Source organism: Micromonospora sp. NPDC048842 (assembly GCF_040649935.1).
Classification (GTDB): Bacteria; Actinomycetota; Actinomycetes; order Mycobacteriales; family Micromonosporaceae; genus Micromonospora; species Micromonospora hortensis.
Genome location: NZ_JBEZGK010000014.1, coordinates 1 through 20,820, shown reverse-complemented (window position 1 = coordinate 20,820; position 20,820 = coordinate 1). Strand labels below are relative to the sequence as shown.

Sequence of the window (20,820 nt, the reverse complement as noted above, 5' to 3'; positions counted from 1 at the left end):
CCTACGCCCGGAAAAGGTGCCGACGGATCGCCGCCACGTTGCCGAAGATACGCACACCCAACACAACGACCACACCGGTGGACAACTGCCCACCCACCCCCAACTGGTCACCCAGATACACGATCAGACCAGCCACCAGCACGTTCGAAATGAACGACACCACGAACTGCTTGTCGTCGAAGATGCGATCCAACCGCGCCCGCACCCCACCGAACACCGCGTCCAACGCGGCCACCACAGCGATCGGCAGGTACGGCTGCAACGCCGCCGGCACCGTGGGATCAAGCCACACACCCAGCACCACACCGGCGAGCAACGCCAACACCGCGATCATCGGCCACCTCCGGAGGGGCTAACAGTCGTCGCCGGACCGGACGACCCGGGACTGCCGGAACGGACACCCGACGCGGAAGGGCTCGGACTGACCGACGGCTTGGCGTAGCGTAGCTGCGGCTCCGGCGCCGCCGGCAGGGTGAGGTCATCCGCCTCCCGCACACCGAACGACAACCCCGTCCCCTGCGCGACCTTCCGCATCAGCGCCGCGTTCCGGCTGTCCTCGAACTTGCGCCGCATCGAACCGGGCCCGATCGCCGACACCTCGTACGGCCCGGTCACCGGCCGGAAATCCACCAGCATCGCCTCACCCGCCGACCGGATCGTCGACGTCGACGTCAACCGCTGCCCGTTGATGGCGATCGCCTCCGCGCCAGCACTCCACAATGCGTTCGCCACACCCTGAAGGTCGCTGTAGAGCACCCGCGGCGGCCCAGCGCCGGCACCGGTGACCGCATCCGCCTTGTCCGGCGCATCCGCCAACCGCACCACCACACCATCACCGCGCACCCGACCCAGCCCGGTGCTCGCCTCCAGGTTGCGCAACCGGGCCGCAGCCGACCCGCTCAACGCCGCGTCCCGCTGCCGACTGACCTCCTCGCGCAACTGGTCCGCCCGCGTGGACAACCGATCGGTCTGGCTCTCCCGCTCCTTGATCTGCGACACCAGACCCGAACGGGCCTGGCTGCGCCCCGGCTCGTCCGCCATCGTCTGCCGGTACGCGACAGCGAACAGGAAACCGAGCATCACCACCACGACCAGGCTCACCGACCGTGCCGGCAAGGCCCGCCACCCGCGCGCCGGAGCCGACTCCACCGAGCGCCGACGGGCGGCAGCCGCGTCCGCGTACCCCGGATCCAGCGGGTTGCGGAACAGCTCGGTGAGGAAGTCCGGCGCGTACACCCGGTCCTGGCCGGGTTTCCCCAGCCGCGGCGCGCTCACGCCGCCGCTCCCGGACCGCGCGCCGCGCGCACCAGCCGGGCCGCCTGCACGACGTACATCCCGCCGGCCACCCAGTACAGCACCAGTCCCCACCAGGCCAACGCCCAACCGATGGCACTCGCCGCCGTCGCCACGTCGGTCGCCGCGCTGGCCAACAGCAGCACCGGGAACGCCGCGAGCAGCAGGAACGTGGCGGTCTTGCCCACGTAGTGCACCGGCGGCGGCCCGTACCCGTAGCGACGCAGCACCGCCAACGAGGCCAGCAGGAGCACCTCACGGGCCAGCAGCGCCGCGGTGAACTGCCACGGCACCACCTCCCGAGCGGTGAAGGCGACCAGGGTGGCGAGGATGTAGAGCCGGTCGGCGAGCGGGTCGAGCAGCTCGCCCAGGCGGCTGACCTGATGCAGGCGGCGGGCGATCCAGCCGTCGACCCAGTCGGTGGTGCCGCCGATGGCCAGCACCACGACCGCCGCCACGTCGGCCCGCGCCACCAGGAACAAATAGAGGAAGAGCGGCACGCCCAGCAGCCGCCCGAAGCTGATCAGGTTGGGCAGGGTGAGCACCTGGTTGCCGGGAGTCTCGTCACCGGTGTCCCGCGGTTGCTCTGCCCGAGCCTGCCGACGCGACACCGATCCTCCTCCACGGCACGCGGGCCCCCGGCCAGCGCCGGGCGCGGCTGAGGGTCGTACGCGCTGTCGGGCCGACCAGCGCCGGCTCTCCCCTGCGGCCCCGGGCGGGGCCCCCTCCCCTGATGCGGCCCGCGATCTCGATGATCGCGGGCCGGGTAGGTGCGCTGCCACTATATCGGGCTTCCTCTCGCTGGCCGGGCGCCGCTTCGGGCTGTCGGCGCGGCTGTGCCGCACTGTGGCGTGGATCACCACGCGTAGAGCGTCCTAGGATACTAGTGGAAGAGGGGACAGCGCTCAGGCCGTCTGGACGGCGGGATCGGTCTGCTGCTCGGGCGCCGACGTCGCCGCCCGAGCGAACCCGGCCAGCGCCAACAACAGCTCGTGCTGCATCCGCGCCGGCATCCGGTCCAACACCGCCTGCACCGCGCGCTGCCGCCGCTCGGCCAACTCCCCCAACAGCGTCAACGCCGCGGCGGTCGGCACCAACCGCACCTCACGCCGGTCACGCGGATCGGCCACCCGACGCAACAGCCCGGTCGCCTCCAACCGGTCACACAGGCGGCTCGCCGACGAGGGCACCACGTCCAGCAGCTCCGCCAACCCGTTGACGTTGGTCTCCGGACGACCGCAGATCAGCGTGAGCACTCTCAGCTGGGTGGGCGGCACCTGATGCCGCGCCGCGGCCGACTCCAGCACGGCGATCAACGTCCCGGCGGCCGCGTCGATCGCCGCGGCGAGATCCGCAGGTCGCTCCACCTGATGTCCCCTGCCGTCGTCGCGCTGGTGCCCGCCCGGCAACGCGGCGGCGAACCTCACCCCGTGCCCCGTTCGCGCGGACCGTGCCAGTCCAGACAGACCACGACGGCGTCGTCGCGCAGATCGGAATCCGCGTGATAGGCGTGCAGTTCGCGCATCACCGTACCAACCGCCTCGGCCGGCGGCTGCAGCCGCGTGGCGCGCATGGACCGAGCCATCGTCCGCTGCCCGTACGGCTCCTGACCCGGCGGTTCGGCGGCCCACACCCCGTCACTGACCACGAAGAGCCGGTCACCCGGGGCGAGTTGCACCTCCTGAAGCTCGTAGCGGGTCTCGGCGAACATGCCCAGCGGCAGCTGCTGATCCAGCTTCATCGGCTCGACAGTGGACCCGCGCATCCGCAACAGATGGGGAGAGCCCGCGTCGACCGCCCGCACCCGGCCGAGGCGAGTGTCCACCTCCAGCAGCAGGGTGGCCACGTACCGGGCGCCCCGGTGTTGGTAGAAGACCGTGTCCGAGGCCAGCTCTGCCTGCTCCACCAGGCCGCCACCGGAGCGACGCGCGTTGCGCATCGCGTTGACGGTGACGGCGGTCAACAGGGACGCCGCCAACCCACTGCCCTCGCCGTTGAGTACCGTCACCGTGAGACGTTCGCCGTCCAACGACCAGTCGAAATGGTCGCCGCCGACGGTGTACGCCGGTTCGAGCTGGCCGGCCAGCTCGAACGCGTGGTGGGACACACCACGACCGGGCAGCAGGTCCCACTGCATCTCGGCGGCCATCGTCAGGCGCTCCCGTCGGCGGGCCCGCCGGTAACGGTCGGTCTCCCGGTCCGCCGCGCGCATCGCCACCGCCAGAGCGCCGGCGATGTCCGTCGCCCGACCGGTGACCGTCGCGTTCGGTACGGTCGGCAGCTCGATCAGCAGCACACCCAGCCGCTCCCCCCACACCGTCAGCGGCAGGTACAGCCGGCAGGGACCTTCACCGTCGCGTACCGGTTGCTGGCTGCTGAAGCAGCGCTGTGCCATGGTGTGGCAGGCCAGGAAGCCGCCCGCCGGCAGGTCCGGGTCCAGCACCGGCCAGAGGCCGCTGATCCGGTAGTCGGCGACGAAGACGTCGGTGCGCAGCGCGCCCATCGCGGACCGGATCGCCCGGTCCGCCGCCTCCGCCAACTGGTCAGGCGGAGCCTCGCGCAACGCGCGCGACACCACGTCCGGCGCGTCTACCATTCGTCGTCCTCCCCAGAAGCTTGCTATAGGGCAAGCATCATACGGACGCCCTCGGACGGATGATCGGCGCGGTCAGTCCGCCGCGCGGGTCGCGAGCACACCGTGGAACGCGTCGGGCACCCGCGCCGGCGGGCCGTCCGGCCGCCACTCGGCGACCGGGACGATCCCGTCCGCCGTCGGCGCCCACCGACCCAGCAGGGGCGCGAACGCCGCCGGTGGACGCATCCGGAACTGCGGGCCCATCATCGCCAGCGCCTGCGGGTGGCCGGCCAACTCCTCGGTGTCGAAGTCCACGGCGAGCAGGCTGCCCGGCGCCGCGGCGGCGTACAGCTCGTCGAGGGTGCGGGTCAGTGTGGCGTCGTCGAGGAACGCGGCCAACCCCAGGAAGACCACCCCGACCGGCCGCCGACCCCAGCCCGGCACGAAACGGTGCAGCTGCGCCGGGTCGATGGTGCCGATGTCGGTCGCGTCGCCGAAGCCGTAGCCGGCCCGGTCGCTGCCGGCGAGGATGCTCTGTCCCAGTCGGATGGTGACCGGGTCGACATCGGTGTAGAGCACTGTCGCGTCGGTGGCGACCTCGTGCACGTTGCCCATCGTGGGCACCCCGGCGCCGAACACCAGGAACCCGTCCACGCCCTGGGCGGCCATGGCTCGCACCGCCCGGCCCAGGAACGCCCGCAGCTCCCGGAACACCGGCGCGCACGGCCCGTACGCCTGCTCGAACGCGCTCGCGGCGGCCACGTCCACGGGGAAGTGATGCTGCCCGCCGAGCCAAAAGTCGATCATGCGAGCGGTGCTCGGCTGGTCTGGTTCACCCATCGGCGGCGCTCCCTCCCCGGTCGTCGTCAGCGTACCGACCGGGACGCGCTCAGCGGTATCGCGGCGCGAGGGCGTCCGGGCCCGCGATACTGGCCGCGAGCGGAGGTGGGCGGTGAACTCGGCGAACAACGCGGCGGTGGTGGTCGGCGTCGACGGCTCGGAGTCGGCGCTGCGCGCCGTGCGTCTCGCCGCCGCCGAGGCGGCACGCCGGCACCGACCGCTGCGGGTCGTGCACGGTTTCATCTGGCCGCTACTACACGTACCGGTCTCCCCCGCCCCGGAGGCGCCGCCCGGCGGAGGGCTGCGCCACCGGGCCGAGGAACTCGTCGAGGCCGCGGTGCGCGAGGCCGAGGCGACAGTGCCCGGGTTGTCGATCTCCGGCGAGATCATCGACGGAGAGGCCGCCGCGGTGCTGGTGGGCGAGTCCCCCACCGCCGCGCTCATCGTGCTCGGCGATCGCGGGCTGGGTGGGTTCTCCGCGCTGCTTGTCGGCTCGGTCGCGGTGCAGGTCGCCGCGTACGCCGACTGCCCGGTGCTGGTCGCGCGCGGCACGCAACGACCCGACGAGCCGGTCCTGGTCGCGGTGGACGGCTCGGACGCCTCCCGGCGGGCGGCGGACTTCGCTGCCGAGACCGCCGTGTCGCTCGGCGTGCCACTGGTGGCGGTGCACGCCTACCGACACCCCGGCAGCAGCGGCCCGGGCGACATGCAACCCCTGGTGTACGACGAGGTGAAGCTGCGCGGCGAGCAGGAGCAGATGCTCGCCGGGTGGCTGACCGGGCTCACCGAGGACCACAGGGGTCTGCGGTTGACCTGCCAGGTGGTGCATGGCCGACCTGGCACCGTGCTCGCCGAGGCGTCCCGCTCCGCCCAACTGGCGGTCGTCGGTGGGCGCGGACGCGGCGAGGTGACCGGGTTGCTGCTGGGGTCGGTGAGCCAGTCGATGCTGCACCACGCGCAGTGCCCGGTGGTCGTGGTCCGCGCTCCCCAATAGCGCGCCGGTGGTTGGTCCGCCACCAGACGGGTAGACGGCCGCGGTACGCCCAGCGGACGGTGGGCAGCACCAGGTGCCCAGACCGACGAAGGAGGCACAGATGCCAGGACCACGGCCGGGCAGTAACGCGTACGACAAGCAGCGCGCGCGGTTGCGCAACGCGATCGACGACTCCGGGCGCCGAGTACCCGACGGCAAGGCCAACCAGGTCGCGAACCGGATCCTCCAGGAGGATCGCGGTCAACGGGGCGTGGTGCGCGGTGAGCGGACGTACGGCCCGAAGAGCGAGCGCGAACCGGGCGACCCGAAGTGAGGACTGTCGACGTGGCCGACGGCGCGATCGCTGGCGCCGTCGGCAGCACCGCGCTGAACGTGGTCAGCTACCTCGACATGGCGCTGAGGGGACGGCCGGAGAGCGACGTCCCGCAGGAGACCGTCGACCGGTTGGCCGGGATCGCGCACGTCAGCCTGGGGTCCGACGGCCGGGCGGCGAACCGCCGCTCGGGCCTCGGGCCGCTGATCGGTTACGGGCTGGGCGTCGCCGCGGGCGTCGGGTTCGCGCTCTACGCCGGTGGTCGACGTCAGCCGTTGCCGGTGGCCACCGGTCTGCTCGGCGCGGGCGTGATGACCATGACCGACGGGTCGATCACAGTGCTCGGGATCAGTGACCCGCGTACGTGGCGGCGCTCCGACTGGATCTCCGACATCATCCCGCACCTCGCGTACGGACTGGCGGCCGCCGCCACCTGGAACAGGTTGCGTCGGCCGCCAGCCCGCGGTCGCTAGCTCATCGGTCAGCGGGTGTCGCTGTCGTCCTCGGCCACCGGCTCACCGGCCGGGCCGTACGGCGACACCTGCCCCTTGGGCACCGGTCGACCCTCGTCGCCGCGCGACGTGCCACGGTTGGCCGGATGCCCGCCCGGGGCGGGGCCCTTGTTGTCCTGGCTGGTCGCGCCCAGCGCGTTACGGCGCAACTCCTGCTGCTGCGGGTTCGTCACGGGGTGTCTCCCTCCGGTACGGCAGGCGGCATCGACCGCCTCCGCCGTCGGCATACCCGCCCGCCCCGATGGCATTCCGGCGATGGTCAGCGGTGCGACGGCTAGCGGGTCCCCAATTGGGTAACCCGACAGTGTGGGCAATGACCGAAGTGTGGTGCGGGTGCTGCTCGACCGGCGTGGCCGCACGTACGCGGAGGAGGCCGGCATCCGGCTCTCCGACCGGCCCGGGCCGTTGTATCAGCTGCTGGTGCTGACCACGCTGCTGAGCACCCGGATCCGCGCGTGCATCGCGGTGGACGCCGCGCGAGAGCTGTTCGCCGCCGGCTACCGCACCCCACAGGCCATGGAGGCGGCCAGTTGGCAGGAGCGCGTGGACGCGCTGGGCCGGGGCCACTACCGCCGCTACGACGAGCGGACCGCCACCATGCTCGGCACCGGCGCCCGGCTGTGCCTGGACCGTTGGCACGGTGACCTGCGACGCCTGCACCGGGAGGCCCAGGGCGACCCGGCCGGGCTGCGGCGGCGACTCACCGAGTTCCCCGGCATCGGCCCCACCGGCGCGGACATCTACCTGCGCGAGGCGCAGACGGTCTGGTCGGACGTGCGCCCGTACGCCGACCGTCGGGCCCTGGCCGGGGCGAAGCGGCTGGGCCTGCCGGGGTCCCCGGACCGGCTCGCCGGTCTCGTCGACGAACCGGACTTCGGCCGGCTCGCGTCGGCGCTGGTACGGGTGGCGCTGGGTGAGGAGTCCGCCGGTGAGGTCACCCGCGTCGCTGCCCGCTGAGGCGCTCACTTGACCGTCTTGTCCCCCGGGCGGGTCAGGTGCCACACCAGCAGCGCGGCGAGCAACGCCAGCACCACCACCCCGCCGGAGATGCCACGGCCCTCCTCGGGGCTGCGGCCGGCGCTGCCGAAGTAGATCACCGCGAGGCCGGCCAGCACCGTGACGAACGTACGCAACCCTCGGTCCTTCACGTCTGGCACCGTAGGCAAACCGCGTTCCCCACCTTGTCGATTTAGACCTTTTGTCAGCTTTTTGGGTGAACGCTTAACGCTCGGTGACGAACCCGCAGAGGCGTACCCGGCGCACCGCCCGGTCGGCGACCTCCACCACCTGCAGGGTCAGCCCAGGCAGCCGCACCGTCTCACCCGGGGAGTCCGGCAGGTGCCGCAGTCGGGCCAGCACCAGACCAGCGACAGTCGTGTAGTCCCGGGACAACGGAAAGCTCAGCCGCACCCCCAGGTCGGGCAGGTCGTGCAGCGGGAAGTCACCGGGCACCAGCAGCGATCCGTCCGGTTCCCGGACGACCCCGCGCACGTCCCGGTCGGTCTCGTCGTACAACTCGCCGACCACCTCGGCCAGCAGATCCTCCATGGTGACCATGCCGTCGATGCCCCCGTGCTCGTCAACCACCAGGGCCAGTTGCTGATGCTCCTGGCGCAGCTGACGCATCGCGTCGGCGACCGGCAGGGTCACCGGCAGCAGCAGCGGCGCCCGGACCCGCTCACCCACCGGAGCGGTGCCGGCCCGCACCAGGTCGCGGATGTGCACCACCCCGAGCACCTCGTCCAGGCCGCCGGGGCCGGTGACGGGAGCGCGGGACCGCCCGGCGGCGGCGAGCCGCCGGACCCCCTCGTCGGCGGCCAGAGCGGCCGGCAGTGTCGTCACCTCCCGCCGGGCCACCAGGATCTCCCGCAGCGTCCGGCCGGCGATGTCGAACGCGCCGGTCAGGATCTCCCGCTGCTGGGCCGACAGGCCGCGCTGGCTGGCCAGCATCTCCCGCAGCTCCTCCTCGGTCATCTCCTCCCGGTTGGCCCGCGGGTCACCGCCGGCGAGCCGCACGACCACGTCGGTGGCCCGGCTGAGCAGCCACACCGCAGGCCGGGACACCCGGGCCAGCAGATCCAGCGGGCCGGCGCTCAGCAGCGCCCAACGCTCGGCCCGTTGCATGGCCAGCCGCTTCGGGGCCAACTCCCCGAACACCAGCGTGACGAACGTCAGCAGCACTGTCACCAGCAGCACCGCGGCGGGACGCGCCGCGCCGCCGAGGAAACCCAACGGCCCGACCAGCGGAGAGGCCAACGACACCGCGGCCGCCGCCGAGGCCAGGAACCCCGCCAGGGTGATGCCGAGCTGAATGGTGGCCAGATAGCGGTTCGGGTCGCGGGACAGCCGCACCAACCGGTCGCCGGCCCGGCTGCGCCGGCCCAGCCGCCGCAACTGCCCCTCCCGCAGGGTCACCAGCGCCATCTCGCTGCCGGAGAGCGCGGCGTTGACAAGCACCAGCACGGCCACCAACGCCAACTGCCCGAGCTGACCGCCCATCGCGTACCCCCGTCCGCCGCCTGAGGTCACTCAACCGCAGCGCGGCGCGGCGCGGGCCGGTTTGCGACCGCGCCCCCGCTCAGTCGACCTCCAGGTCGTCCAGCGAGATGGCGTGGGTCATCAGCCACCGGGCCAGCGCCGACATCCCGAACAGCCACAGCGGCACCGACTCGGTGGGGCCGTTGGTGGCGTAGATGGCGAAGCGCAGGTCCGGCGCGCGGTACGCCTCGATCCGCCACCGGTGCTGCCGGTCCCGCCAGACCGCCGAAGGGTCCATGGCGTCACCGTAGGTGACCGGCGTCGACCTCGGGGCCGGTTGGCCGGGCACCGGCTCAGCCCGGCACCACGCCCGTCCCGAACACGATGCGGGCGACGGACACCAGGAGGCTGATGCCGACGGCGGCGAGGATCAGCCAGCCGACGCCACGCCACCCCGAGCCCCGGCCGGGCACCGGCACCGGCGGTGGTCTCCACAGCTCCCGGTACGTCCAGGCGAGCACACCCACCCCGAACGGCAGGAGCCCGACCCAGAACCAGAACCACCGGGTGCCCGCCAGCGGCGGCGCGCCACCGATCAACCGGCCCAGCCACAGCACGGTCAGCACGCCGGCGAGCAGACCGGCGATGCCCGCGATCCGGTGCGCGAGGTCGCCGCCGGACTGCCACGGGTCGGCCACGGCAGCGAGCCTCGCGTCCAGCCCGGCGTTCGCCGACAGGTCCGGCTCGCCCGGGTACGAAGCCGAGGCGGGCGGGTCGACGAAGGCGTACCGGATCTGGCCGTTGGGCACGGTCCAGACGAGCATCCCCCCGTTCGTCGCATGCTGCGACCGAGAACGGCTCCCCCAGTACGCGCCGTCGTCGGCCCAGCCGGACGACCGCTGGAAGGCCACCACCTGGCCAGCGGCGAGATCCCGGTCGAGCTGCGCCTCGGTGGACTCGCGCGGCTCGACCCACCACGCGAGGGACGCCCACAGCACCCACAGCACCGGCAGCGCCCAGCGCAGCACCACCGGTACGACCGCACGCCACCGGCGGCGGGAGGCCCGTGACCGGGTGGGGATCGCCTCGACCATCAGCTCACCGTCGCACCTCGGCGCACTGTTGTCAGCCCCGGATCGGACGCGACTGACGGCCGTGCGGTGGTCAACGGTCCGGTTGATCCTTGTCCGACGGCACAGTGGCTCGCCGGACGCAGTCGCGCAGCAGGGCGCGGCGTTGATCATGAACGTCGTCGGCTTCCAGGCTGCTGGCCGCGTAGACGTTGCTGACCGGCGACCAGGCCATGGACATGGCGATGACCAGAGCCATGAGGTCGAACGGGTCGCCCGCGCGCACCCGCCCGGCGGCCTGCGCCTCAGCGATGGCCGTCAGCTTGCGATCGTCGTAGTGCTGGTGGGTCTCGACGAGGTGCCCGGCGGGCCGGCGCTCCAGTCGTGTCCAGGTCGCGAGGCGGATGAGATCGGGGCGGCGCAGGTATTCGTCGTAGAGGCGAACGGCCCAGTCGGCAAGATCGTCAGCGTCGATCGGCACGACGTTCGTGATGCGCTCCAGTGAGCTGAGGAAGATCGCGTCGAAGAGCCGTTCCTTGTCGCCGAAGTAGGCGTAGAGCTGTGCCTTGTTGGTGCGCGCCGCCGTCACGATGCGTTCCACCCGCGCCCCGGCAATGCCGTGCTGGGCGAACTCCTCGGTGGCGGCGTCCAGGATGCGCTGGTAGGTCGCGGCGCCTCGCGAGGTCGGTGGCTGCTCCGGCATGGCCCGCACTCTAGCAAACAGAACGGTTGGTTTGCCGTACGTCGCGATCGTGTCTACGGTGAAACAGACCGAACAGTTTGTTTAAGGAGTTCACCGATGCGGACGACCACCGGGTGGCAGGCGACCGGCCCCACGACGCTGCGCCGTACGTCGCTGGAGCGGCGCGACCTGCGCCCCGATGACCTCGCGGTGCGGATCGATCACTGCGGCGTGTGCCACAGCGACCTGCACGCCCTCAACGACCACGGCCAGCGCGTGGACGCGCCTCTGGTACCCGGTCACGAGTTCACCGGCGTGGTGACCGAGACAGGCCCCGAGGTGACCGCCTTCACCGTCGGCGATCGCGTCGCGGTGGGCAACATCGTCGACTCCTGCGGCGTGTGCCCGATGTGCGCGGCCGGACAGGAGAACTTCTGCCACTCCTTCCCGACGCTCACCTACGGCGGCACCGACCGGCAGGACGGCTCGACCACACTTGGCGGCTTCTCCCGCGACTACGTCGTCCGCGACGCCTTCGCCTACCCGCTGCCCGCCGGCCTCGACCCGGCCGCGGCCGCCCCGCTGATGTGCGCCGGCGTCACCGTCTGGGAACCGCTGCGCGCCCTCGGTGTGGGCCCCGGCAGTCGCGTCGCCGTGGCCGGGCTCGGCGGCCTGGGTCACCTCGCGGTCAAGCTGGCCGTCGCACTCGGCGCCACCACGACCGTCATCAGCCGCACCCAGGAGAAGCGCGACGACGCCCTCCGGCTCGGCGCACACAATTTCCTGGACTCCACCGACACCCGCCAGATGGCAGCGACACGCGACACCTTCGACGTCGTCATCGACACCATCTCCGCTTCGCACGACCTCGCCCCGTACCTGAAGGTGGTGGCGATGGACGGCACCCTCAGCCTGCTCGGATACCTGGGCCCGGTCACCGTCGAGGCGATGGACCTGCTTGTCGGCCGCAAGAAGCTCAGTTCCGCCGGCAGCGGAGGCCGCCGCTCGACAGCCGAGATGCTCGAGTTCTGCGCCGACCACGGCATCGCCGCCGACGTCGAGGTGCTCCCGTCGGCGCAGGTGGAGACGGCACTCGACCGCCTCCGGCGAAACGACGTCCGCTACCGCTTCGTGCTCGACATGTCCGACCTGGACTGACAGCGGTTGACCCGGTCGTGGCGCCCGCTCAGGTGACGACGATCCGGGCGTCGTCGGGCAGCCGGCGGGTCGCGCCCCGCCGGTCCAGCAACTCCAGCAGGGGCACCGCCACCCGGCGGGTGGTGTCCAACGCCTGCCGGGCTGCGGACAGGGTGAACGGCTGCGGCAACCCGGCCAACACGCGGACCGCGTCGTCGAGCACGTCGGGCAGCAGCACCACGTTGTCGGCCAGCCGCAGCAGGGCGCCGGCCCGCACCGCGGCGCCGATCTCGCGGGGGCCCAGGCCGAGGTCGACCAGGCGGTCCGCCTCGGGGGCGCGGAACGGCCGGTCGCCGTACTCGGCGCGGACCCGTTGCACGGCCAGGGCCACCGGTTCGGGCAGCGCGTTGGCGCTCGCCGCCCCGACCCGACCGGCGTGGATCCGCAGCGGCGGCCGGACCAGCGCCTCGACCAGCACCCGGTCGGGCAGGGCGAGGCGCTGACGCAGCGCGTCCACCGGCATCCCGGCCTCCAACGGGTGTTCCCGCGCGTGCCGGGCGACCTCCTCGGTCAGTTGCTCACCGAGCCGCCGCCAGTGTGCGGGGTCGGCCAGCCAGTCGCCGGCCACCGGCTCGGCGTATGCCGGCCCGTCCTGCACCGGCTCGGCGTGCGTCGGCACACCCATCCGGATCAACGCGCCCGACTGGATCAACCGGCGACGGCGCAGCTCCCCCGCCAGGTCGGGTCGACCGTCCAACTCGGCGAGGACCTGGGCGCGGGCGGCGGCCGCACCCCGTCGGCCCAGCGGTGGAGGTGCCACGTCCAGCACCCGCACCCCGCCGCTGACGTGGTGGCGGCCCGGGTCCCGCAGCAGCGCCCGGTCACCCACCAGCAACGGCAGTGGGCGGGCCAACCGCAGCCGGACGGTGTCCGGGCCGAGCGGGCGCACCCGTACCGGCACCGCCGCCGACCCGACGTGCAGGGTGAGGGTGGCCGGCAGGTCGGCGGCCGGGTCGCCGGCGAGCCGGACGTCGACCACGTCGGTGTGGTGAAACCGGCCCGGGGTGAGCAACGCGTCGCCCCGGCCGAGCCGGTCGCGGGGCGTACCGCGCAGGTTGACCGCCACCCGGGCGACCGCCGCCGCCTCCGGTCGGGCCTCGCCCAGCGAGTGCAGGCCACGGACCCGGACGGGTTCGTCGGCGCCGGCCAGCTCCAGTTCGTCACCCACCCGCAGCCGGCCGGCGCCGAGGGTGCCGGTGACGACGGTGCCGCTGCCCCGCACTGTGAAGCTACGGTCCACCCACAGCCGGGCCGGGTCGTCCACCACCGGCGCGGGCAGTTGGGCGGCGAGCTGGTCCAGGGCCGCCCGCAGCTGCGGCAGGCCGGCGCCGGTCAGGCCACTGACCGCCACCGCCGGCACCGCGCCGAGGCTGGTCGCGGCGATCTCCGCGCGGGCGCGGGCCGTCGCCGGCCCCGGATCGGCAAGGTCCGCGCGGGTCACCGCGAGCAGTCCGTACGCGACGCCGAGCGCGTCGAGCGCGGCCAGGTGCTCGGCGGACTGCGGCATCCAGCCCTCGTCGGCGGCCACCACTATCAGCGCCGCCGGGACCGGGCCGACCCCGGCGAGCATGTTCGGCACGAACCGCTCGTGCCCAGGTACGTCGACGAAGGCGACGGTGCCGCCGGACGGCAGCGTCGTCCAGGCGAAACCCAGGTCGATGGTCATCCCTCGGCGGCGTTCCTCGGCCCACCGGTCGGGTTCCATCCCGGTCAACGCCCGGACCAGTGTCGACTTGCCGTGGTCGACGTGCCCGGCGGTCGCGACGACGAACACGCTCAGTCCTCCCCGGGCACGTGCAGCACGGCCTCGCGGACGGCCTCGTCCGCGTCGACGGGCACACAGCGCAGGTCGAGCAGGAGCCGGCCGCGCACCACCCGACCGAGGACCGGCGGGTCCCCGGTGCGCAGCGGCGCCGCGTACCGCTCGGGCAGGCTCAACGCCCACGAGTCCAACTCCACCCCGGGGGCGCCGCCCCCGCCGACCACCGCGACGGCCGGCACCACCTCCGCCTTGCGCCCGTCCGCGCCGAGCCGGTCCCGCAGCCGCTCGACCCGTTCCCGCAGGGCACCCGGGTCGGCGTGCAGTGCCGCCCGGGTCGGCGTGTCCGGTTGGTGCACTGTGGCGGCCAGCGCGGCCAGGGTGAGCTTGTCCACCCGCAGCGCCCGCGCCAGTGGGTGGCGACGCAACCGCTCGATCACCTCGACGTCACCCAGCAGCAGCCCCGCCTGCGGCCCGCCGAGCAGTTTGTCGCCGCTGGCGGTGACCAGCGCGGCGCCGGCGCGCAGGGTGCTGGCCGCGTCCGGTTCGTCGGGCAACAGCGGGTCGGCGGCGAGCAGCCCGGAGCCGATGTCCGCGACCACCGGCACCCCGAGTGTGGCCAGTTGCCGTACCCCGACGGCTGAGGTGAAGCCGGTGACCCGGAAGTTCGACGGGTGCACCTTGAGCACGAAGCCGGTCTGCGGGCCGAGCGCGGCGGCGTAGTCGGCGAGGGTGGTGCGGTTGGTGGTGCCCACCTCGCGCAGCCGCGCGCCGGTGCTCTCCAGCAGGTCGGGCAGGCGGAAACCGTCGCCGATCTCGACCAGTTCGCCGCGGCTGACCACGATCTCCCGGCCGGCGGCCAACGCGGTGGCGGCCAGCACCAACGCGGCCGCGCCGTTGTTGACCACGTGCACGGCGCCCGCGTCGGGCACGGCGGCGGCCAGCGCGTCGAGCGCGCCCCTGCCGCGACGGGCACGCCGGCCGGTGGCCAGGTCCAACTCGACGTCGGTGTGCCCGGCGGCAGCCATCACCGCGGCGACAGCGGCGGACGACAACGGCGCCCGGCCCAGGTTGGTGTGCAGCACGACACCGGTGGCGTTGAGCACCACCCGGGGGCCGGGCGTGGGCAACGCGGCGACCGCCGCGTCGCGTACCTCGTCGGGGTTGAGCTCACCGCGGCGGGCGCGACCCTGCGCGTGGGAGACGATCGCCTTGACCTGCTCCCGGCCGAGGGTCACTGTGGCGGCGGCCAGCACCGGGTCGGCGAGCAGCGTGTCCGTACGGGGCACCCGACGTCGCGGGTCCACCGGGCCGTCGCCCATCACGTCATCTCCTGCAAGCGGTGTGGCGGAGACGGACGGGAATCGAACCCGCCTGGCCCGGGTCCCGGACCACTCCGGTTTTGAAGACCGGGAGGGGCACCAGCCGCCTGAACGCCTCCACCGGACATTCGATCACACCGCGGGCGGGACCGCCCGATCAGCTGGAAGATCCATGCCGGTTCGCCGCGCTTCCGCCCGTTCGCGCTGCGGCACCACCGTGTACCGGGGGTCGCGGGCCGAGGCGACGCCGCCGTAGAAGATGCCGAACCGGGTCAGCACCGACGCGGCCAGCAGCGCTGTCCCCGAGAGCGCCCCGACCACCCGGCTGCGCCGGCCCAGCAGAGCACCCACCACCCCGCCGACGGTCAGCAACCGCCCGGCGCGCAGCAACCGACCCGGCCGACCCAACCGGTAGGGCTCGCTGAGCAGGCCGAGGCGGGTCTCCACCCGGTGCGCGCCGTACAGCTCCAGGGCCGCGCCGGCCACGGCCATCCGGCGGGCCGGCCCGGCCTGGGCCGGCGGCGCGGCGAGCAGACCCACGCCGGCGCCGCTGGCCAACGCGCTGCCCGCGAAGATCACCGGCAGCTCGGGGTACGCCTCGTGCCACGACGGCACCGCCGTGTCGGCCAGCAACACCCCGGTGTACGTGGCCAGCGCCGGCGCGGTGCCGGCGGCGAGCAGCCCAGCGGCGTGCCCGATCGGCGGCAACGCCCGGCCGGCCAGCCCGAGCAGACCGTGCCGGGGCAGCACACCTGCCGCCTCGGCGATCGCGGCGAGGCCCGCCGCCGGCCCGTACGCGGTGAGAATCCAGGTACCCATCGACATCGGCGAGGTCGGCTTGGCCACCCGCAGCATGTGGTGGAACCGCGCCGGCCGGCCCAGGTCCTTCACCAGGAAGACGGCGCTGGCACTGACGGCGGCCAACGCGGTGACCCGACCGGCACGCCGCAACGCGGGCCGGTCGGTGAGCTGCCCGCCCGCGGCCAGCAGCGACGAGCCCGCGGCCAGCCCGCCGGTGAACAGGTACGCGGCGATGTCCCACTTCCAGACCGGCCCCTTCAGAACGGGCCGACCGTAATAGGACGTGAACTCGGCCTCCGGCACCCGCAGTTCCTCACCGCCCCCGCGCCGCCGGCCCCGCCGGCCCCCGGCTTCGGTGCTCCGCCGCGCCGTCAGGTCGCCCCGGCTGCTGCTGACGGCGGTGCCCCTGTCGTTCGGATGGTCGCCACCGCTCGTGGCCGCCGCACCGCTCGTGGTGCTGGGGCTGTCGTCGCCCACCGGTGGTCGGTCGCCGCCCTCGGCGGCGAGCCGCTCCCGGAAGCGACGGAACCGGTCGCCCACGGGGCCCGGTGGGGTCATGAGGAACCTCCGACGAACGCGGCGACGGTAGCCGCCGCCATGGCGAGAGCGGCGAGGCCGGCGCGCTTCCACATCTTCGGCAGGTCACGAGTGGTCACGACCGGGTCGGGTGGCAGCCCGTACACCTCGGGTTCGTCCAGGAGCAGGAAGAACGCCCCGTCACCGCCCACGCCGTCGTTCGGGTCGTGCCCGTACAGGCGGGCCTCGGGGACCCCGCGGTCGTGCAGCGTCGCCACCCGCACGGCGGCGCGTTCACGCAGCTCCTCCAGGGGCCCGTACTGGATCGACTCGGTCGGGCACGCCTGCGCGCACGCCGGCGTCATGCCCGCACCGAGCCGGTCGTAGCACAGCGTGCACTTCCACGCCCGACCGTCGTCCTTACGCTGATCGATCACCCCGTACGGACACGCCGAGATGCAGTACCCACACCCGTTGCAGATGTCCTCCTGCACCACCACTGTGCCGAACTCGGTGCGGAACAACGAACCCGTCGGACACACGTCCAGGCACGCCGCATGCGTGCAGTGCTTGCAGACGTCCGACATCATCAACCAGCGGAAATCCGTGCGCTCCTCGACGCCAGTGCCCCGGCCCGGAGGCTGGGCCCCCGGCATTCCGAGGAACTGCGGTCCGGCGTCGACCGGCCGGGCCGGGCCGGCGTCGACCGGCGCGCCGAGGACGTCCGCCGGTGCGGCGCCAGGCCCGGCCGGGCGGGGCTGCTCGATGAACGCGACGTGTCGCCACGAGTTCGCTGTCAACGCGCCGGTGTTGTCGTACGACATGCCGAGCAGGTCCAGGCCGCTCTCCGGGACGCCGTTCCACTCCTTGCAGGCGACCTCGCAGGCCTTGCAACCGATGCAGACGCTGGTGTCGGTGAAGAACCCCATCCGCGGCGGCGCGTTCTCGTAGCCTGCCTCGGGTGCCGGGTCCAGCGGACCGTACAGGCTGTTCGGGTCAGGAAGCACCGTGTTCCTTCCCCTCGTCGTCGATGGTCACGGCCGGGGCGTGCTGGCCCGGAACGATTCCGGCGCGCCGCTGGTAGTCGGCCACCAGGTCGAGCAACGCCGGGCCGGTGGGACGGCGGCCCGGCCGCACGTCACAGGTGCCGACCTTGCTCTCCTGGATCAGCACGTTCGGGTCCAGGCTGATGCCGAACAGATCGTTGGCCGAGTCACCGGTGACAAGGCCCTCGAAACCGAAGTGGTACGGCAACCACACCTGGTGGATGATCCGACCGTCCACTCGCAGCGGGGTGAGCCGATCGGTCACCAGCACCTTCGCCTCGATCACCGCACGGCCGCTGACCAGGTGTGCCCAGCCCAGATGCGTCAGCCCGACCTCGCCGGCCAGGGCCGGGGACACCTCGACGAACATCTCCGGTTGCAGCTCGGCCAGCGGTGACACCGTCCGGCTCATCGCACCAGCGGTGTGGTGCTCGGTGAGCCGGCTGACAGTGAACACGTACGGGAACACCTGACCGTGCTCCTGCGGCGGGCTCGGGTTCACCGAGTTCACCGGGTGTGCGTACATCTTGCGGGTCGGGTTGGCCTGCTGTCGGTAGAGCGGGTTGCGCACCGGCGACTCCACCGGCTCGTAGTGCGTCGGCAGCGGCCCGTCCAGGACACCGCTGGGCGCGTACAGCCAGCCCTTGCCGTCGCCCTGCATGACGAACGGGTCGTCGCCCGCGATGCCCTCCGGCCCGGACGCGCCGGCCGGCGGCCGGTACGACGGTGGCTTGGTCTTCTCGAAGTCCGGCACGTCGTAACCGGTCCACTCGGCCTTCTCCGCATCCCACCACACGTAACGCTTGCGCTCGGACCACGGGTTGCCGTCCGGGTCGGCGGAGGCACGGTTGTAGAGGATGCGCCGGTTCGCCGGCCACGCCCAACCCCACTCGGCGGCCACCCAGTCCTGAACGTGGCGGGACTTACGCCGGGCCGCCTGGTTCACCCCGTCCGCGTACACCCCGCTGTAGATCCAACAACCGATCGCTGTGGAGCCGTCCGCGCGGGCCTCGGCGAAACCGGACAGCGGGCGGCCGGTCGCCACGTCGTACCCGTTGATCTCGCGCAGCACCGCCTCGGCGCTCGGCTCCGCGTGCGGACCGTGCGTGGGGTAGTCCCAGGTGAGATCGAGCAGTGCGCGATCGCGCGGCAGCGGCGAGTCAGCCAGCTTCTCCCGCAGTTTGCGACCCAGGTGATAGAAGAACCACAGCTCGGAGCGGGCGTCGCCCGGCGGCTCGACGGCCTTTTCCCGCCACTGCAACAACCGCTGCGTCTGGGTGAACGTGCCCTCCTTCTCCACATGCGAGGCGGCGGGCAGGAAGAACACCTCCGTGCGGCACTCCTCCGGCACGATCTCCCCGGTGGCGACCTCCGGGCCGTTCTGCCAGAACGTCGCGCTCTCGATCATGAAGAGGTCCCGGACCACCAACCAGTCGAGGTTGGCCATCCCGAGCCGCTGCGCACGACCGTGCGCGGAGCCGACCGCAGGGTTCTGCCCGAGCAGGAAGTACCCCTTGATCTTCCCGTCGATCATGTTGAGCACCTGCTGGTACGTGCCGTGATCACCGGTCAGCCGGGGCAGGTAGCCGTAGCAGAAGTCGTTCTCCGGCGTCGCCGCGTCACCCCAGTACGCCTTGAGCAGGCTGGCGGCGAACGACCGCGCGTTACCCCAGAACCCCTTCTGCCCCGGATGGCGAATGCTGTCCACCCACTCGTCGAAGCTCGGGTGTTCGGCGTGGTGCGGCATCGGCAGATAACCGGGCAGCAGATTGAACAGCGTCGGAATGTCGGTCGAGCCCTGGATGCTGGCGTGGCCACGAAGCGCCATCACCCCGCCACCCGGGCGGCCCATGTTGCCCAGCAACAGCTGGATGATCGCGCCGGTGCGGATGTACTGCACACCCACACTGTGCTGCGTCCAGCCGACTGAGTAGATCAGCATGCCGGTGCGGTCCCGGCCGGAGTTCGCCGTCCACGCCCGCGCCAACTCCAGGAACTGCGCCTGCGAAATGCCGCAGACCCGCTCGACCATCTCCGGGGTGTAACGGGCGAAGTGTCGCTTGAGAATCTGATAGACGCAGCGCGGATGCTGCAACGTCTCATCGCGCCGGGTCTGCCCGCCCACCGGCGCGCCGTGCGACTCGTGCGTCAGCCCCGCGGCGCTGTCCCGCTCCTGCTCGGTGTGCCCACTGCCCGACGAGTCCTCGTGCCCCTCGTACTGCCAACTGTCCTGCACGTAGGTGCCGGTCGCCGGGTCGAAGCCGGAGAAGAAGCCGTCGCCGTCCTCGGTGTCGCTGAACTCCTCGCTGACGATCGTCGCCGCGTTGGTGTACGCGAGCACGTACTCCCGGAAGTCCAACTCGTTGTCCAGGATGTAGCGCACCACCCCACCGAGCAGCGCGATGTCGGTGCCCGCCCGGATCGGCAGGTACTCGTCAGCGACCGCACTCGTCCTGGTGAACCGTGGATCGACGTGGAAGACCTTCGCACCCTTGCGTTTGGCCTCCATCACCCACTGGAAACCCACCGGGTGCGCCTCAGCCATGTTCGAACCCTGGATGACGATCACGTCAGCGTTGGCGATGTCCTGCTGGAAATCCGTCGCACCGCCACGACCGAAGCTGGCCCCCAGACCGGGGACGGTGGCGGAGTGTCAAATGCGGGCCTGGTTCTCGATCTGCAGCGCCCCCATCGCGGTGAACAACTTCTTGATGAGGTAGTTCTCCTCGTTGTCCAGCGTCGCCCCACCCAGACTGGAGATACCCAGCGTCCGGTTGAGCGGCCGGCCCTGCGTGTCGACGTCCTCCCAGGTCTGCTCGCGGGCGGCGAGGATCCGGTCGGCGATCATGTCGAGCGCGGTGTCGAGCTCCAGATCCTCCCACTGCGTCGAGTACGGCCGGCGGTAGCGGACCGTTGTCTGCCGCAGCGGACTGGTAACCAGGCTCTTGCTCGCCGAACCCTTCGGGCAGAGCCGACCCCGCGAGATCGGACTGTCCGGATCACCCTCGATCTGACTGACCTGCCCGTCCTTCACGAACACCCGCTGACCACAACCCACAGCGCAGTACGGGCAGACCGACCGGGCGACGCTGTCGGCGGTATCGGTACGGGCGGTGAGCGCGCGGGACCCGTCGGACTTCGCCGCGGCACCCCGGCCCAACGGGTCCGTGCCGGTGAGCTGGCGATAGACCGGCCAACCCTCGATAAAGGTCCGTAGACCCAACCCCGACACCCCCTCCCACGCGAGCGACCCTCTGAAGATAGGTCAACTGAGACAGGTTCGCGAACCCGGGGATGCAGACAGCGCCGCCCCCAGCCTTGGGAGCTGGGGGCGGCGCTGGTGTCGGTGTGCAGGTCGCCTCTCGGCGAGTGGCACGACGCGGCTCCAGCCGAACGGTATTCCGCGAGGGCGATATTAGGTG

Annotated in this window: 22 protein-coding genes and 1 tRNA gene; 5 read left to right on the top strand and 18 right to left on the bottom strand. The window is 72.4% G+C overall.

Annotation, left to right across the window (positions count from 1 at the left end; translation table 11 throughout):
* Position 1 precedes the first annotated feature (1 nt).
* The 6 genes from AB0C19_RS20355 to AB0C19_RS20330 all read right to left on the bottom strand — a co-directional run bounded on the left by AB0C19_RS20355 (position 2) and on the right by AB0C19_RS20330 (position 4,708).
* Positions 2 to 334, bottom strand: coding sequence for a small basic family protein (locus AB0C19_RS20355; protein WP_030327710.1), 333 nt, complete (start codon positions 332 to 334; stop codon positions 2 to 4).
* Positions 331 to 1,275, bottom strand: coding sequence for a DUF881 domain-containing protein (locus tag AB0C19_RS20350; RefSeq protein ID WP_357187547.1), 945 nt, complete (start codon positions 1,273 to 1,275; stop codon positions 331 to 333). The genes AB0C19_RS20355 and AB0C19_RS20350 overlap by 4 nt, the downstream gene beginning before the upstream one ends.
* Complete coding sequence (locus tag AB0C19_RS20345; protein ID WP_112673328.1) at positions 1,272 to 1,904, bottom strand: CDP-alcohol phosphatidyltransferase family protein; 633 nt, start codon at positions 1,902 to 1,904, stop codon at positions 1,272 to 1,274. Before AB0C19_RS20345 ends, AB0C19_RS20350 begins: the two co-directional genes overlap by 4 nt.
* Before the next feature lie 294 nt (positions 1,905 to 2,198).
* Positions 2,199 to 2,660, bottom strand: a complete 462-nt coding sequence (locus tag AB0C19_RS20340) for a MarR family transcriptional regulator (RefSeq protein WP_357187543.1) — start codon at positions 2,658 to 2,660, stop codon at positions 2,199 to 2,201.
* 56 nt (positions 2,661 to 2,716) lie between these two features.
* Complete coding sequence (locus tag AB0C19_RS20335; RefSeq protein ID WP_357187540.1) at positions 2,717 to 3,889, bottom strand: PP2C family protein-serine/threonine phosphatase; 1,173 nt, start codon at positions 3,887 to 3,889, stop codon at positions 2,717 to 2,719.
* Positions 3,890 to 3,961: 72 nt separating this feature from the next.
* Complete coding sequence (locus AB0C19_RS20330; protein WP_357187537.1) at positions 3,962 to 4,708, bottom strand: SAM-dependent methyltransferase; 747 nt, start codon at positions 4,706 to 4,708, stop codon at positions 3,962 to 3,964.
* Positions 4,709 to 4,820: 112 nt separating this feature from the next.
* Between AB0C19_RS20330 and AB0C19_RS20325 the strand changes: the two genes are divergently transcribed.
* The 3 genes from AB0C19_RS20325 (at position 4,821) to AB0C19_RS20315 (ending at position 6,488) form a co-directional block, all read left to right on the top strand.
* Positions 4,821 to 5,702 carry a universal stress protein gene (locus AB0C19_RS20325; RefSeq protein ID WP_357187534.1) on the top strand — a complete coding sequence of 294 codons (882 nt, stop codon included), beginning with the start codon at positions 4,821 to 4,823 and terminating at the stop codon, positions 5,700 to 5,702.
* A gap of 100 nt (positions 5,703 to 5,802) precedes the next feature.
* A complete protein-coding gene (locus tag AB0C19_RS20320) occupies positions 5,803 to 6,015 on the top strand; it encodes a phosphatidylethanolamine-binding protein (protein WP_088948250.1) in 213 nt (70 codons plus the stop codon).
* Positions 6,012 to 6,488 carry a hypothetical protein gene (locus tag AB0C19_RS20315; RefSeq protein WP_145788350.1) on the top strand — a complete coding sequence of 159 codons (477 nt, stop codon included), beginning with the start codon at positions 6,012 to 6,014 and terminating at the stop codon, positions 6,486 to 6,488. Before AB0C19_RS20320 ends, AB0C19_RS20315 begins: the two co-directional genes overlap by 4 nt.
* A gap of 8 nt (positions 6,489 to 6,496) precedes the next feature.
* Here AB0C19_RS20315 and AB0C19_RS20310 read toward each other — a convergent pair whose 3' ends face one another.
* The gene (locus AB0C19_RS20310) at positions 6,497 to 6,700 is read right to left on the bottom strand and encodes a hypothetical protein (RefSeq protein WP_357187530.1); all 204 of its coding nucleotides are present in this window, start codon (positions 6,698 to 6,700) and stop codon (positions 6,497 to 6,499) included.
* A gap of 133 nt (positions 6,701 to 6,833) precedes the next feature.
* On the opposite strand from AB0C19_RS20310, the gene AB0C19_RS20305 reads away from it, so the two are divergent.
* Positions 6,834 to 7,484: a hypothetical protein gene (locus tag AB0C19_RS20305; RefSeq protein WP_357187527.1), complete on the top strand. Its 651-nt coding sequence runs from the start codon at positions 6,834 to 6,836 to the stop codon at positions 7,482 to 7,484.
* A 5-nt stretch (positions 7,485 to 7,489) separates the two neighbouring features.
* Here the strand turns inward: AB0C19_RS20305 and AB0C19_RS20300 are convergent, their stop codons facing one another.
* From AB0C19_RS20300 to AB0C19_RS20280, 5 genes are all read right to left on the bottom strand, one after another.
* The gene (locus AB0C19_RS20300) at positions 7,490 to 7,675 is read right to left on the bottom strand and encodes a hypothetical protein (protein WP_036410487.1); all 186 of its coding nucleotides are present in this window, start codon (positions 7,673 to 7,675) and stop codon (positions 7,490 to 7,492) included.
* A gap of 73 nt (positions 7,676 to 7,748) precedes the next feature.
* The gene (locus tag AB0C19_RS20295; protein WP_357187524.1) at positions 7,749 to 9,026 is read right to left on the bottom strand and encodes a hemolysin family protein; all 1,278 of its coding nucleotides are present in this window, start codon (positions 9,024 to 9,026) and stop codon (positions 7,749 to 7,751) included.
* Between the two features lie 79 nt (positions 9,027 to 9,105).
* Positions 9,106 to 9,303: a hypothetical protein gene (locus tag AB0C19_RS20290; RefSeq protein ID WP_030327722.1), complete on the bottom strand. Its 198-nt coding sequence runs from the start codon at positions 9,301 to 9,303 to the stop codon at positions 9,106 to 9,108.
* 55 nt (positions 9,304 to 9,358) lie between these two features.
* On the bottom strand, positions 9,359 to 10,099 hold the full coding sequence (locus tag AB0C19_RS20285) for a hypothetical protein (protein ID WP_357187521.1): 741 nt from the start codon (positions 10,097 to 10,099) through the stop codon (positions 9,359 to 9,361).
* 70 nt (positions 10,100 to 10,169) lie between these two features.
* Positions 10,170 to 10,778, bottom strand: a complete 609-nt coding sequence (locus tag AB0C19_RS20280) for a TetR family transcriptional regulator (RefSeq protein ID WP_357187518.1) — start codon at positions 10,776 to 10,778, stop codon at positions 10,170 to 10,172.
* 96 nt (positions 10,779 to 10,874) lie between these two features.
* Here AB0C19_RS20280 and AB0C19_RS20275 point away from each other — a divergent pair, with 96 nt between their 5' ends.
* A complete protein-coding gene (locus AB0C19_RS20275) occupies positions 10,875 to 11,915 on the top strand; it encodes an NAD(P)-dependent alcohol dehydrogenase (protein ID WP_357187516.1) in 1,041 nt (346 codons plus the stop codon).
* Between the two features lie 28 nt (positions 11,916 to 11,943).
* On the opposite strand, the gene selB is transcribed toward AB0C19_RS20275, so the two are convergent.
* The 6 genes from selB to fdh form a co-directional block, all read right to left on the bottom strand.
* Positions 11,944 to 13,728 carry a selenocysteine-specific translation elongation factor gene (selB, locus tag AB0C19_RS20270; protein ID WP_357187513.1) on the bottom strand — a complete coding sequence of 595 codons (1,785 nt, stop codon included), beginning with the start codon at positions 13,726 to 13,728 and terminating at the stop codon, positions 11,944 to 11,946.
* A 2-nt stretch (positions 13,729 to 13,730) separates the two neighbouring features.
* A complete protein-coding gene (gene selA / locus AB0C19_RS20265) occupies positions 13,731 to 15,035 on the bottom strand; it encodes an L-seryl-tRNA(Sec) selenium transferase (protein ID WP_357187510.1) in 1,305 nt (434 codons plus the stop codon).
* A gap of 23 nt (positions 15,036 to 15,058) precedes the next feature.
* Positions 15,059 to 15,154, bottom strand: a tRNA-Sec gene (locus AB0C19_RS20260).
* 13 nt (positions 15,155 to 15,167) lie between these two features.
* Entirely contained in the window at positions 15,168 to 16,394 is a 1,227-nt protein-coding gene (gene nrfD, locus AB0C19_RS20255) for an NrfD/PsrC family molybdoenzyme membrane anchor subunit (protein ID WP_357187507.1), read from the bottom strand.
* Complete coding sequence (locus AB0C19_RS20250; RefSeq protein ID WP_357187504.1) at positions 16,391 to 17,359, bottom strand: 4Fe-4S dicluster domain-containing protein; 969 nt, start codon at positions 17,357 to 17,359, stop codon at positions 16,391 to 16,393. Before AB0C19_RS20250 ends, nrfD begins: the two co-directional genes overlap by 4 nt.
* A complete protein-coding gene (gene fdh / locus AB0C19_RS20245) occupies positions 17,349 to 20,621 on the bottom strand; it encodes a formate dehydrogenase (protein WP_357187501.1) in 3,273 nt (1,090 codons plus the stop codon). The genes AB0C19_RS20250 and fdh overlap by 11 nt, the downstream gene beginning before the upstream one ends.
* Positions 20,622 to 20,820: the final 199 nt, after the last annotated feature.

What these genes read in the sequence shown, in the direction of transcription:
- AB0C19_RS20320 (WP_088948250.1), top strand. Translation starts at nt 5,803, where the DNA reads ATGCCAGGACCACGGCCGGGCAGTAACGCGTACGACAAGCAGCGCGCG.
- selA (WP_357187510.1), bottom strand. Translation starts at nt 15,035, where the DNA reads ATGGGCGACGGCCCGGTGGACCCGCGACGTCGGGTGCCCCGTACGGAC.
- AB0C19_RS20335 (WP_357187540.1), bottom strand. Translation starts at nt 3,889, where the DNA reads ATGGTAGACGCGCCGGACGTGGTGTCGCGCGCGTTGCGCGAGGCTCCG.
- AB0C19_RS20330 (WP_357187537.1), bottom strand. Translation starts at nt 4,708, where the DNA reads ATGGGTGAACCAGACCAGCCGAGCACCGCTCGCATGATCGACTTTTGG.
- AB0C19_RS20355 (WP_030327710.1), bottom strand. Translation starts at nt 334, where the DNA reads ATGATCGCGGTGTTGGCGTTGCTCGCCGGTGTGGTGCTGGGTGTGTGG.
- nrfD (WP_357187507.1), bottom strand. Translation starts at nt 16,394, where the DNA reads ATGACCCCACCGGGCCCCGTGGGCGACCGGTTCCGTCGCTTCCGGGAG.
- AB0C19_RS20285 (WP_357187521.1), bottom strand. Translation starts at nt 10,099, where the DNA reads ATGGTCGAGGCGATCCCCACCCGGTCACGGGCCTCCCGCCGCCGGTGG.
- AB0C19_RS20290 (WP_030327722.1), bottom strand. Translation starts at nt 9,303, where the DNA reads ATGGACCCTTCGGCGGTCTGGCGGGACCGGCAGCACCGGTGGCGGATC.
- AB0C19_RS20295 (WP_357187524.1), bottom strand. Translation starts at nt 9,026, where the DNA reads ATGGGCGGTCAGCTCGGGCAGTTGGCGTTGGTGGCCGTGCTGGTGCTT.
- AB0C19_RS20280 (WP_357187518.1), bottom strand. Translation starts at nt 10,778, where the DNA reads ATGCCGGAGCAGCCACCGACCTCGCGAGGCGCCGCGACCTACCAGCGC.
- AB0C19_RS20275 (WP_357187516.1), top strand. Translation starts at nt 10,875, where the DNA reads ATGCGGACGACCACCGGGTGGCAGGCGACCGGCCCCACGACGCTGCGC.